A 12,019-nucleotide genomic window follows, 5' to 3' on the forward strand; every position below is an offset into this window, starting at 1 on the left:
CGGGTACCGGGCGAACCTGCGGGGGGCTCCCGCGGCCCCGCCCCCCCCCCGGGCCTGCCGGCCCCCCCCCCGACCCGTCGGCGCGGTGCCGGCGGGGCGGCCCCGAGCCCGGGCCCCCCCCGCCCAGCGCCGGATGTCACTGCTGGGCAGTGGGTTCGAACCAGGTGGGTCCGTCGGTCAGGGACTGCTTGATCCTGAAGAGCCCGAACTCGTTCAACGGCGGCAGCGCGTCCACCGGGAACCAGCCCACCTCCAGCGACTCGTCGTCGTTGACGCGTGCATCGCCACCGGTCGCCCGGCAGCGGAAGGTGACGTCCAGATACTGGCAGCGGTCGCCGTTGGCGTACTGCACCGGTTCCAGGGCCTGTGTGAGCACCACCCGCTCCGCCACACAGCGCACAGCGGTCTCTTCGTACACCTCGCGCTCCGCCGTCGCCGCAGGCTGCTCACCCGGCTCGCAGATGCCGCCGATGACCGACCACTTGCCCGTGTCGGAACGGCGTCCGAGGAGCACTCGGCCTTCATCGTCGAAGACCACGGCGGTGACGCCCGGCAGCAGGAGCAGCTGTTGGCCCGCGGTGGCGCGGATCTCGCGGATGAAATCAGGAGTAGCCATGGGCCCGACCCTACGTGGCGTGCGAGTGGATCAGCGGCTCCGCCGGAGCCGTACCGAACGGACGGTGACCCAGCCGAGCCCCGCCACGGCGATCAGTGCGAGGACTCCTTCGGGCAGCGTGCCCATCCGGGTCGCGGGCGTGAGCGAGGACCTCAACGGCACCTTGTCCACCAGCGCGTCCGCGGTGAACAGCTTCGTCTTCCGGACGATCGTCCCGTCCGGACGGATGACCGCGCTGACCCCACTGGTGACGGGGACGACGACGGACCTGCTGTGCTCGACCGCCCGCACCCTGGACATGGCCAGCTGCTGATAGGTCATCTCGCTGCGTCCGAAGGTGGCGTTGTTGCTGGGTACGGCGATCAGTTGGCTGCCGTGCTCGACCGTGTCCCGTACGGCATCGTCGAATGCCGCCTCGTAACAGGTCACGAGCCCCACGTTCGTACCCGCCAGGTCGAAGACGCCGACCTTCTTTCCGGGGCCGAAGTCCCGTTGCACACGGTCCACGTCGGAGCTGAAGAGGCGTACGAAGGAGCGCATCGGGATGTACTCGCCGAACGGCTGGATGTGGCGCTTGTCGTAGGTGCTGACAGGCCCCTTCTTCGGATCCCACTGGATGAGGGTGTTGCGCAGATTGCCGGTGTCGGGCTCGACCACCGCCCCGATCACGGTGGGTGCGCCGATCGCCTTCACCGCGTCGTCGATCACGATCCGGGCGTCGGCGTTCCGGTAGGGGTCGAGGTCGGAGGAGTTCTCCGGCCACAGGACGAAGTCCGGCTGGGGTACCTTGCCCGCCTTCACCTCCTGGGCGAGCTGTTCCGTGCGGCGCACATGGTTGTCGAGGACGGCGCGGCGCTGGGAGTTGAAGTCGAGGCCGAGCTGCGGCACATTGCCCTGGATCGCGGCGACGGTCGCGGTGCCGTCCTCGGCCGAGTCGTCCACGAGCGGCAGGGCGGCCAGTGCGGCGGCGACGGGTACGAGGACGGTCGCGGCGGCTGCGGCGACGGCGGCCCGGGGCACCTCACGCGTACTGCGGTAGGTACGGAACTGACGTACCGCTTCATAGAGACCGAAGCCGCACAGCACCACCGCGAAGGAGAGCAGCGGCGTGCCGCCCACGGCCGCGAGCGGCAGGAACACACTGTCCGCCTGCCCGAAGGCGATCTTCCCCCAGGGAAAGCCGCCGAACGGCACCCTGGCCCGGATCCCCTCGTCGAGGATCCAGACAGCGGCGGCCCACACCGGCCAGCAGGCGAGGCGGGAGACGGCGGCGATCCCGATGCAGCCGACCGCGATGAACAGCGCCTCGGCCGCTGCGAGTGCCAGCCACGGCACCGGACCGACCTCCTCGCCCGTCCAGTGCAGCAGCGGCAGCATGAAGCCCAGTCCGGCGAGCAGGCCGAGGCCGAACGCGGCGCGCAGTCTGCGTTCGTGCAGCACCCAGCCGAGCAGGGCGAAGCCGGGCAGAACCAGCCACCACAGGGGCCGGGGCGGGAAGCTCAGGTACAGCAGTACTCCCGAAATCACGGCGGCTGCAGGCCGTACGAGCCGCGGCATCACCCGTCTCCCCCGGGACGTGGGGGTGGACGCGGGCCGCTGCGGGTCGTCGACTGGGGTGATGGTGGCGCTCACCCGGCGGAGTCTACGGTGGTCGGCTGTGTGTCCGGCAGCCCCGCTCGCGTGATGGAACCCCTCGCGCCGGATCGTTTCGCCACTTTCCCGCACAGATCAGGGCCGATGGCGTTACCGTATCCGCCAGCCCCCCACCGATCGGCCGTATCCGGCCGATCGCGAACGGGACGGTCACAGGTCGGGGGCGAACGTGACGATTGCACCAGCGGGACGGGGCCGGGCGCGGGAACGCGGCAACGCTTCCGACGGAGCCGGGGCCGTGATCCTCGCCGCCTGCGTGGTCTGGTCGTTGATCAGCGCCGCCGGACGGGAGACCGGTCCGGAGGGGGTCCTGCTGGCGCTGCTCGCCGTCGCCGCGGGCTTCGCCTGTGGACGGATCTGCGGAACGCTGCTGCCGGTGGCGACAGCCACGGTTGCCGCCGTGGGGGCGCTCCTCATGGGACTCCGCTCGCGTCATGGCATGCCTGGCGCCACGGCCACGGTGGACACGGCGCCCGGTCACGCCGGGGCTGCCGCCGCACTGCTGGTGCTCGCCGCGGGCGCCGCCTGCTGCGCGGCGGCGGCGTCCCGGCACGCACCACTGCGGCTCTCCCTGCGGCTGCTGGCGCTCGGCACAGCCTGCGCCGCGCTGGCACTGCGCTCGGTGGCCGGGTTCGCCGCGGCACTCGGGGTGCTGCTGTGTTCGCTGGCCGCCGTCAGGATGCGGCAACGGCTGCTCGGCCTCGCCGGGCTCGCGCTGGCCACCGGGCTCGTCGTCGGTACGTCGTGGGCGGTCGCCGCGGACGCGCTGCCCCAAGGCCTCATGGTGTCCCTGGAGGGTCCGCTCACCGCGAACCGGGTACTGCTGTGGCAGGACGCGTTGGAGCTGGCCGGTAAACATCCGGTGCTCGGCATCGGCCCGGGACGGTTCGCCGAGCTGAGCCCCACCGTGGAGCAGAGCGTCCACTCCGACGGCAGGCCGCACTCGGCGCCTCTGCAGCAGGCGGCCGAGCAGGGGGTGGTGGGGGTGATGCTGCTGGGGTCGGCCTTCGGCTGGCTGCTGTACGTGCTGTGGCGGTCACCCCGCACCACGGCCGTCGTCCTGACGGCGGGCGCCGCGCTCACCGCACTCGCGGTGCTGGCGAGCGTCGGCAATGCGCTGAGCTTCACGCCGGTGACCGCAGGGGCGGGGCTGCTCGCGGGGTTGGCGTCGGCCCGGCGGCCCATCGGCGACGGTACGACAGGGGCGGACAGTACGGACGGGGCACGTGGTCCGGATGACGTAATTCAGGTACGTGGTCCCGAGAGCACAGACGGGGCGGCCAACCCTCCCGGCGACGCAGCCCGCCGAGCGGACCGCTCCACCCCGCTCTGAGCCGGTCGCGAGTCCCGAAGGAACGCATCGGGCCGCGATCAGGCCCCGGCCGGTGCGCCGGTCGCCGACAGGTGCAGGCGCTCGCGAATGAACCGTACGCCCGCTTCCGCATCGTCGACCGTGATGGTGAACGTCCTGCCGTCACCGAGCCGGAGCACCAGGCCCTCGCCCCTGCGGACCACCACGGCCGTGCCCTGGTCGGGGCGCCAGCGGTAGCCCCAGCCGCCCCACTGGCGCGGGGTGACCTGGGGTGCGAACTCCGCGCCCACCACATGGGTGAGCAGAATCCGGCGGCGCGGCAGGCCCATGTGGCCACAGCGCACTTCGAGAGCATCCCCGTCGACCCTGACGGCCACGTTCACAAAGGCGAGTGTGCCGAACAGCATGAGCAGTCCGGCGGCGACGCAGCCGATCACCGACATCAGCAACGGGGCGATTCCGGAGGCCCAGTCGGAGGTGACGGCCAACTGGATGCCGAGCGCCAGACAGGCCGCGCCTGCGGCGGCGAGTACCCACTGGGCCCGGTTGGTGGCCCGGCCGACCCAGACCTCGGAGTGGGGGTCTGCTCCGGTGTGCCTCGGTTTTCGGGGGTGGTCCCTCATGTCAAGCAGCGTACTTAAGAATCCGCACCCCCGGGATGGGTCCAACGGCCTCCGCAGGATCAGCGGGCGGGACTGACGGCCCCCAGCAGCTGCCCCTCGACGTAGGCCAGAGCGGTTTGCGGCAGCTCGGCGGTGTGCCCGCTGAGGAGGACCGTGAGGCCGCCGGCCGATTCGGCCGATGGAGCGGGTCCGACCCCGATTCGACGCAGTGCCTGGGCCGCGACGGCACCGGCGGAGCCGTGCAGCGCGACCGGAGGCAGACCGGGCTGACGCACGGCGGCACGGATGCGTTCGGCGACCAGTTCGTAATGGGTGCAGCCAAGGACCACGGCCCGCACATCGTGCGGGGTGAGTGCGGCGGCTGCGGCGATGGCCCGGTCGATCGCCGGTTCATCCGCATGCTCCACGGCGTCGGCGAGACCCGGGCACGGGACCTCGGTCACGGCGACGGAGCCGGCGAATTCCCGGATGAGTCCGCGCTGGTAGGGGCTGCCCGTGGTGGCGGGCGTGGCCCAGATCGCGACGGGGCCGCCACCGGCGACGGACGGCTTGATGGCTGGAACAGTGCCGATGACCGGCAGTGCGGGTTCCAGGTCGGCGCGCAGCGCCGGCAGGGCGTGCACGGAAGCGGTGTTGCAGGCGACGATCAGTGCGTCGGGCCGGTGGGCGGCGGCCGCGCGGGCCACGTCCAGCGCGCGGGCGGTCACGTCCTCGGGGGTACGCGGCCCCCAGGGCATGCTGCCGGGGTCCGAGGAGAGCACCAGATCGGCGTCGGGCCTGAGCCGACGTACCGCGGCGGCGGCCGCGAGCAGGCCGATTCCGGAATCCATGAGCGCGATCTTCACCCGGTCACCTTAGTCGACCGCCCTTGCGGTTCCGCCGCAGTGGGGCAGACTGCGGCAAATGAGTGCCGTTGCCTGGATCGCCGTGGGTTCGCTGGCCGCATGGGTGTGGCTGCTGCTGGGACAAGGGTTCTTCTGGCGGACCGATCAGCGGCTGCCCTGCCGGGAGGCCCCCGACCACTGGCCGTCCGTGGCGATCGTCGTGCCCGCACGTGATGAGGCCGACATGCTGCCGGTGAGTCTGCCGTCGCTGATGGCGCAGGACTATCCGGGGGCCGCGGAGATCTTCCTCGTCGACGACTGCAGCAAGGACGGCACCGGGGACATCGCCCGTGCCCTGTCCGTACGGTACGGAGGCCTGCCGGTGACGGTGGTGTCGCCCGGTGAGCCGGAGCCGGGCTGGACGGGCAAGCTCTGGGCCGTGCGGCACGGGATCTCGCTGGCCCGGGCCCGGGAGCCGGAGTATCTGCTCCTGACGGACGCGGACATCGCGCATGAGCCGGACAGCCTGCGGGGGCTGGTCGCTGCTGCCGTCTCGGGCGGGTTCGACCTGGTCTCGCAGATGGCCCGGCTGCGGGTGTCGAGTGTCTGGGAGCGGCTGGTCGTACCGGCCTTCGTGTACTTCTTCTCGCAGCTCTATCCGTTCCGGTGGGTGAACCGGGCGGGGGCGCGGACGGCTGCTGCGGCAGGTGGATGTGTGCTGCTGCGGACCGCGGCGGCGGACCGGGCGCGGGTGCCGGAGTCGATCCGGCAGGCGGTGATCGACGATGTGTCGCTGGCGCGGGCGGTGCAGCGCAGCGGCGGCCGGATCTGGCTGGGGCTCGCGGAGCGGGTGGACAGCGTCCGGCCGTATCCGTGGCTGGCGGATCTGTGGCGGATGGTGTCACGGAGCGCGTACGCCCAGTTGCGGCACAGTCCGCCGCTGCTCCTCGGAACGGTGCTGGGGCTCGCACTGGTCTATCTCGCGCCGCCGGTCACGCTCGTCGCCGGGCTGCTGGGCGGTTCTCCGGTGGCGGCGTGGGCGGGCGGGGTGGCGTGGGCGGTGATGGCCGGGACGTACATGCCGATGCTGGGCTACTACCGGCAGTCGCTGTGGCTGGCGCCGCTGTTGCCGTTCACCGCTGTGCTCTACCTGCTGATGACGGTCGATTCGGCGGTTCAGCACTACCGAGGACGGGGCGCGGCCTGGAAGGGGCGTACGTACGCCCGTCCCGAGGCCGCGCCGGATCGTTGAGCGGAGCTGTCCGTGGGCCGATGGCCGCAGTGCCGGCCGGACCCCCGGGGGGTCATTTACGGCCGGGTGTCCAGTTCATGCCCCATCCATAGGCGTAGTCGATGGTGCGCTGCGGGCTCACTCCGCGCTCGGGTACGAGATAGCGGGCCTCGCGCTGCACCGTGAGGTCTCCCCCGTTGTTGGTGAGGAGCGCGAGCGCGCAGACGGTGGACGGGACGGTGCATTCGTCGAGGGAGAAGTCGATCGGGGCGCCGTGCTGGGGCCGGAGGGTGACGGTCGCATGGAGATCGGCGAAACTCCGGGCGCCTTCATAGATGGTGACGAAGATCAGGACGCGGCGGAGCTTGTCCTTCTGGTCGAGGTTGACGGTGAGGTTCTCGCCGGTGGAAACGGCGCCGGTGCGGTCGTCCCCGTCGAGATGGATATAGGGGGGCTGCCGGAGTGCACCGAACGCGTTTCCGAGCGCCTGTACGACTCCCTTGCGGCCGTCGGTGAGTTCGTAGAGGGCGCAGAGATCGAGGTCGAGGTCCGCGTGGTTGGCGACCGCTCTGCCGAGTTTGCTTCCCCAGCCCTTGAACTGCTTGCGCACTTCCCAGTTGAGATTCACCCGGAGTGCTCCCGAAGTGCCGCCCTGTTTGGCGAGGGAGACCGATGGCGCGTCCTTGGTGAGAGTCACCTTCGACAGACGGACCGGCGGGGCGGCCGGGGGTACGGGAGGTGCCGGTGGCGCCGTCGGCGGCGCGGGCGGAAGCACCGGCGGGGGTGGCGGCAGATGGCCAACCCGTGTTCCCCTCTGGGGTTGTTGAGGCGATTGGGGTTGTTGATACGACTGGGGCTGCTGCGGTTCATCGACGGAAATACCGAAGTCCGACGCGAGACCTTCGAGACCGGTGCTGTATCCCTGACCGACGGCGCGGAACTTCCAGGCGCCCTGGCGCCGGTAGAGCTCGCCGAGAATGAATGCGGTCTCGACCGTCGCATCCGCACTGTCGAAGCGCGCGATCTCCGAGCCGTCCGCCGCATCCATGATCCGTACGTACAGCCCCGTCACCTGCCCGAAGGTGCCGCCGTCCGCGGAGGCTGCCAGGACCACGCGCTCGATGGCCGGCTCGATGCGCGCCAGGTCGACCGCGAGACTGTCCGTCACCCCGTCACCGGTGGTCCGCTTGCCCTCGTGAAGCACCGCGCCGGATGCGTGGGAGGGCTGGTTGTAAAAGACGAAGTCGGCGTCGTTGCGCACCTTTCCCGACACGACAAGGAGCGCCGAGCCATCCACGTCCGGCGTCCCCGGGGAGGCGCGCCACCCCAATTCGACCCGCACGGCGTGAGCCGCCACCGGAACATTGGCTCCTTTTAGCATGGTCATGCCCGCCCCCATCGCGAGTCCGGCTGCCCGAAGGCTTTTCTCCGCCAACCTAATCCCCTGCCCCTCACGGGGCCTACAGCGGCGCAGTCACCGTCCGGCGATCCGCCGACAACCCCCCGGGAACTCGTCCTGCAGTGCGGGCACGCGTCGAAACCGCCGGCGAGGGCCTGGACGCGGGCTGCCGGAGGGGAACTCGCGTGGACAAGACTCCGGGTGTGTGGCCCGCTCGATCGCTCCGCGCGGCCGATGTGCTTTCCCGGGCCCCGGTCGGACGGGCGGATCAGCGCAGTCCGGCGAAGAGGTCGTTCTCGGGTACGGCCGCGCCGGTGGCGTCCTTGACACGTACGAAGGTCTCCATGCCCATCAACTCGCCGAACCTCTCCTTGCCCATCTTGAGGAAGAAGATGTTCTCGCCCTGACTGGCGTGCGCGGCCAGCGCATCGAACTTCTGACCGCTGAATGCGGTGGTGTCCACCCACGTGGTGATCTCATCGTCGGGGAGACCGATCTCGGCCATCGCGGCGGCCTCGGCAGGATCCGGCTCCGGCATGTCCTCATGAAACTCGCGCATGGTCTCCCCGAACCGCTGCATCACCGAGCGGGGCATCGTCGTCCAGTACACCTTCGGTGTCAGCGCGGTCATCTCCAGCGCCGCCATCGTGATGCGGTTGGCCTGGATGTGGTCGGGGTGGCCGTAGAAGCCGTTCTCGTCGTAGGTGACGACCACATCCGGTCGGTAGTGCCGCATGAGTTCCGCAAGTCGGGCAGCGCCTTCCTCCACGGGGGTCTGCCAGAAGGATCCGGGGGCGTCGTTGCTCGGCCAGCCCATCATCCCGGAGTCGGCATAGTCCAGCACCTCCAGATCGCTGACCTTCAGGACGTCACAGCTCGACTTGAGTTCTTGACGGCGCATCAAGGCGACGGCCGCCGGATCGTGCCCGGGATCGCCCGGCTTGACGCCCCCCGTTCCGTCACCGCAACCGCCGTCGGTACACGTCACGAGAACGGTGCGGATGCCTTCCGCCGCGTACCGCGCGAGGACCCCTCCGGTTCCGGTGGCCTCGTCGTCGGGGTGGGCGTGTACTGCCATGAGCGTCAAGGGCCGGTCAGTCATGAAACAGTCCTCCTGCAGAAATACGTCTTGGTCCGAGTGCGCGGCGGGCGTACCGCGACCCTGGGGCCCGGATCCTGGCGGGACGGACGACCTTGCGGTCTCCGTGTTCCCCGCCCGTGCGGCGCCGGCCCCTCGGTCGATGCAACAGTGCGGGCCGGACCGGCTGTTCCCGGCGCGGCCGGCCGACAAGTCGGTCGATCGCCTCGCGCTCGACGACCTGGTCGTCGTGGGAGCACACCAGGACCATGCGCGCCCCCGCGACAGCCAGAGCCTCCTCGATCCCCTGAAGCACTCTCGGGTGGTACGACGATGTCGTAGGTACCAGCACCCCCACCACCGCGGAGACATGGCGGATGGCGCCGGGCCGCGGCGCCGCGAATGTCCCGGCACCCTGCCGCCGCTCGACCAGCCGCTGCTCGACAAGGACTTCGTAGCCACGCCGGACCGTGGTCACCGAAAGGCCGGTCTCCGCGACCAGTTCCTGCTCGGTCGGCAGCTTGCTGCCCTGTGGCCGGGCGCCGTCAAGAACCCCCCGGCGCAACTCCGCCGCCAGGCGTTGGAACTTCAACTCCCGTGCGGCATACGGCCGGACAGCCATCTGGACCTCCCCTTCCGCGGCTGGAGCCACGCTCCGTACCGGCCTCCGCGACGTGCACCCGTGAGATGCCGGGGCCGGGAGGGACAGCTTGATGTGCGCGGATCATGGTCAAGCGGTACCCGGACCCGGTGACAAACGCCGCCTCCTCCAGGGTCAGATTCCGTGAGGACGATCAACGGTCCTGTCGCGTGGTGGTTGGTGGTGTCACAGTCCACGAGACCGTCCGAATGCATCGATGCTTTCTGTATCCCGGCTCATTCAACGGCAGGCCACCACACCGTATGCGTGGCCCCGCAACGGGGTGACCAGCCTCCGAGCCGGGCATGACTTGAGCTCCTTGTCGATCACGGTCGAAAAGGTGGTGCCACCGGCTTGGAGGCATTGGCAGACCGCTGATCAGCCCCTCTGTGTGTGTCAAGCGGCTGACGCGAGTTGGCTTCGCTGGTCTCGCTTCATGGTCCGTGGACCACGTTGAAGAGGCGTCGCCCGACTCAGGGGACCGGTTCCGAGATGCGCTGAACCTCGGTCATGAGGGCGTTAAGACGACCGGAAGGGCCCCGGACAGCACCAGGCCGGTCTGCGGCAGGACAAGGCCGTGCCCTTCCATGCCGCGTTCCTCAGCCCACCTGGACCGTCACCGTCCGGCCCGGGGCCACGGTCGGGGTGGCGTAGGTGTACGTCGTCCCGTCCACCACCTTCGTCCGCGCCCGCCACGGAACGCCGTCGACCTTGATCGTGGAGTGGGTGCCGGGGAAGCGGGCCTCCCACGTGTAGGCGGACGCGCCCGACGCATTGGTCAGCGTCGACTTCGTGGTCCCGTCGTGCCGCAGGGAGAAGGTCCCGGCGCCGATCCGGAGGTCGTCGATCTTGAGCCAGTCCATGCCGGACGGCAGCCGGGACTGGGTGGTGAGGGCCTGTGCGGGGGCATTGGGCACGACGCCCATCAGGCCCTCGACGGTCTGGCCGAGCAGAGTGAAGGAGACTTCGGGATAGTCGCCGTTGGTGCCTTGCTTGGTGTTGACGTGCTGGATGTCCTTCTGGTCGTAGACGTACTTCATCCACTTCCAGGCGGTGTCGCTGCGGTTGTTCTTGAAGAAGGTGTCCGGCAGGTAGGTGATCGCCTCGATGTTGGAGGGCTTGCCCGAGCCCGAGGCCTGCTGGTCGATGTAGTCGAGGTATGCCTCGCGGCGGGCGCCGGGATCGATGATCTGCTTCATCGGCATGAACCAGCTGTTCTCCTTGCCCCAGCCGGTCAGCGCACGCCCGTCGGTGGTGTAGCCCCGCACCATGTTCCCGCCCGATCCGGTACCGCTCCAGGTCGAGTTGAAGTACGCCTTCAGATCCCGGGCCTTCTTGCCGTACGTCGCGGCGAGCGTGGGGTTGCCCTTGCCGCGGGCGAGCGAGGCCATCGCGAGGTACGCCTGGTACTGGGAGCCGATCGCGTCGCCCGCCTCGGCGAGCGGCTCGTCGCTCTGCTCGTTGTAGCTGGCGGTGCCCTGGAAAATGCCCTGGCCCGTGCCCTCGGCCACTTTCACGGTGCCGTTGTCCTTGAGGCCGTCGTGCAGGTCGACGAATTCGTTGGTGGCGTGGCGGTAGAAGTCCCACATGGCCGGGTCGTTGACGTACGCGCTGTCGCCGCTCCACCGATACGCCTCGTCGGCCTTCTGTACCAGCTCGAAGGTGGCGGGAACCTCGCGGACGAAGCTGGTCGGGCTGCGGTAGTCGATCGAGAGATACGTCTTGGCGTCGAAGTTCAGCGCCCACACCGGGTAGTACTTGTGCTCCTCGGTGGCGGACGCGGCGAACGAGCGGAGCATCGTCCTGTTCTCGGCGCTCAGGCCGAGAACCCCCGCGCCGGCCAACTGGTGGGCCATGTCGCGCGAGTAGTAGCCGCTGCGGTTGGCGTATCCGGCCCAGTAGGAGGCCGCGTACGTGCCTGTGCCGCTGCCGCTCGTGTTGCCCTCGTCGACGTTGAGCGGGCCCTGGGTGCCCGGCAGCTGGACCCAGCTGTTGGCCTTGCGCTTGGACCAGTCGAACATCTCGACGATCTTCGGGTCCGAGGAGCTGACCCGGGGGTCCGCGGGAGAAGAGGGCGAGACCATCAGATCGTCGGCATTGACCCAGCCGTCCCCTGACTCGAAGGCGATCTCCAGTTTGTCGCCCCGGGCGAGGGTGATCCGGCTGAGCGTGTAGCGCCGGTAGTTCGAGGCACTGGGCAGGGTCCGGGACGCGATGACAGTGCCGTTGACACGGGCGACGTACGCGCCGTTCGCGCCGCCCGTCGCGATCCAGGCCGATATGTCGTACGTCCCCTGGGCCGAGGCCGTCACGGTCTGGGAGACCTTGTTGCCGGCGCCGGAGTCCAGATAGATCAACTTGGTCCCGCCGTGCGGGTAGTTGGTGGCGAGCCCGGTCCCGTGGGTGAACTGCCAGCCTCCGGAACCCTGCTCGAAGCCGGGGTTCACGACGGTGAGCAGTGCCGGCGCGTGGGCGGTCGCGGTCGTGCGGGTGCTGCCTGATTCGGTGGGCGCGGCGGCCGAGGCCCGGGCGCCCAGGGTGAGCGGGACGAGCAGCGCGCATGCGGACAGCAGCGACAAACGGGAACGTGTCATCGGTTTCTCCCGGACTGTGGGGTGCGGCCGGTCTTCGTCGACTTGGGCG

General features: G+C 69.9%; 10 protein-coding genes. 2 read left to right on the forward strand and 8 right to left on the reverse strand.

What is annotated here, in order from left to right; all coding sequences use genetic code 11:
• Positions 1-136: 136 nt before the first annotated feature.
• Positions 137-616, reverse strand: coding sequence for an NUDIX domain-containing protein (locus tag ACFVYE_RS40685; RefSeq protein WP_383967992.1), 480 nt, complete (start codon positions 614-616; stop codon positions 137-139).
• Positions 617-646: 30 nt separating this feature from the next.
• Positions 647-2,248, reverse strand: a complete 1,602-nt coding sequence (gene lnt / locus ACFVYE_RS40690) for an apolipoprotein N-acyltransferase (RefSeq protein ID WP_383967989.1) — start codon at positions 2,246-2,248, stop codon at positions 647-649.
• Positions 2,249-2,438: 190 nt separating this feature from the next.
• Between lnt and ACFVYE_RS40695 the strand changes: the two genes are divergently transcribed.
• The gene (locus tag ACFVYE_RS40695) at positions 2,439-3,602 is read left to right on the forward strand and encodes an O-antigen ligase family protein (protein WP_383967986.1); all 1,164 of its coding nucleotides are present in this window, start codon (positions 2,439-2,441) and stop codon (positions 3,600-3,602) included.
• A gap of 38 nt (positions 3,603-3,640) precedes the next feature.
• On the opposite strand, the gene ACFVYE_RS40700 is transcribed toward ACFVYE_RS40695, so the two are convergent.
• Both ACFVYE_RS40700 and ACFVYE_RS40705 read right to left on the reverse strand, forming a co-directional pair.
• Positions 3,641-4,204: a hypothetical protein gene (locus tag ACFVYE_RS40700; protein WP_389608635.1), complete on the reverse strand. Its 564-nt coding sequence runs from the start codon at positions 4,202-4,204 to the stop codon at positions 3,641-3,643.
• A gap of 59 nt (positions 4,205-4,263) precedes the next feature.
• Entirely contained in the window at positions 4,264-5,049 is a 786-nt protein-coding gene (locus ACFVYE_RS40705; RefSeq protein ID WP_383967981.1) for a glutamate racemase, read from the reverse strand.
• Between the two features lie 58 nt (positions 5,050-5,107).
• On the opposite strand from ACFVYE_RS40705, the gene ACFVYE_RS40710 reads away from it, so the two are divergent.
• Complete coding sequence (locus ACFVYE_RS40710) at positions 5,108-6,280, forward strand: glycosyltransferase (RefSeq protein ID WP_383967979.1); 1,173 nt, start codon at positions 5,108-5,110, stop codon at positions 6,278-6,280.
• A gap of 52 nt (positions 6,281-6,332) precedes the next feature.
• Here the strand turns inward: ACFVYE_RS40710 and ACFVYE_RS40715 are convergent, their stop codons facing one another.
• The 4 genes from ACFVYE_RS40715 to ACFVYE_RS40730 all read right to left on the reverse strand — a co-directional run bounded on the left by ACFVYE_RS40715 (position 6,333) and on the right by ACFVYE_RS40730 (position 11,970).
• Positions 6,333-7,658 carry a TerD family protein gene (locus ACFVYE_RS40715; RefSeq protein WP_389608645.1) on the reverse strand — a complete coding sequence of 442 codons (1,326 nt, stop codon included), beginning with the start codon at positions 7,656-7,658 and terminating at the stop codon, positions 6,333-6,335.
• A 268-nt stretch (positions 7,659-7,926) separates the two neighbouring features.
• Entirely contained in the window at positions 7,927-8,760 is an 834-nt protein-coding gene (locus ACFVYE_RS40720) for a PIG-L family deacetylase (RefSeq protein WP_389608636.1), read from the reverse strand.
• A complete protein-coding gene (locus tag ACFVYE_RS40725) occupies positions 8,753-9,358 on the reverse strand; it encodes a GntR family transcriptional regulator (protein ID WP_389608637.1) in 606 nt (201 codons plus the stop codon). Before ACFVYE_RS40725 ends, ACFVYE_RS40720 begins: the two co-directional genes overlap by 8 nt.
• Positions 9,359-9,975: 617 nt before the next feature.
• Positions 9,976-11,970 carry a CBM35 domain-containing protein gene (locus ACFVYE_RS40730; protein WP_389608638.1) on the reverse strand — a complete coding sequence of 665 codons (1,995 nt, stop codon included), beginning with the start codon at positions 11,968-11,970 and terminating at the stop codon, positions 9,976-9,978.
• Positions 11,971-12,019 lie beyond the last annotated feature (49 nt).

The sequence above is a fragment of the Streptomyces sp. NPDC058239 genome, from assembly GCF_042882185.1.
GTDB lineage: Bacteria > Actinomycetota > Actinomycetes > Streptomycetales > Streptomycetaceae > Streptomyces.

Excerpts from the sequence above, each read along its gene's own strand:
- ACFVYE_RS40700 (WP_389608635.1), bottom strand. The coding sequence starts at position 4,204 with ATGAGGGACCACCCCCGAAAACCGAGGCACACCGGAGCAGACCCCCAC.
- ACFVYE_RS40710 (WP_383967979.1), top strand. The coding sequence starts at position 5,108 with ATGAGTGCCGTTGCCTGGATCGCCGTGGGTTCGCTGGCCGCATGGGTG.
- ACFVYE_RS40730 (WP_389608638.1), bottom strand. The coding sequence starts at position 11,970 with ATGACACGTTCCCGTTTGTCGCTGCTGTCCGCATGCGCGCTGCTCGTC.
- ACFVYE_RS40720 (WP_389608636.1), bottom strand. The coding sequence starts at position 8,760 with ATGACTGACCGGCCCTTGACGCTCATGGCAGTACACGCCCACCCCGAC.
- ACFVYE_RS40685 (WP_383967992.1), bottom strand. The coding sequence starts at position 616 with ATGGCTACTCCTGATTTCATCCGCGAGATCCGCGCCACCGCGGGCCAA.
- ACFVYE_RS40725 (WP_389608637.1), bottom strand. The coding sequence starts at position 9,358 with ATGGCTGTCCGGCCGTATGCCGCACGGGAGTTGAAGTTCCAACGCCTG.
- ACFVYE_RS40715 (WP_389608645.1), bottom strand. The coding sequence starts at position 7,658 with ATGGGGGCGGGCATGACCATGCTAAAAGGAGCCAATGTTCCGGTGGCG.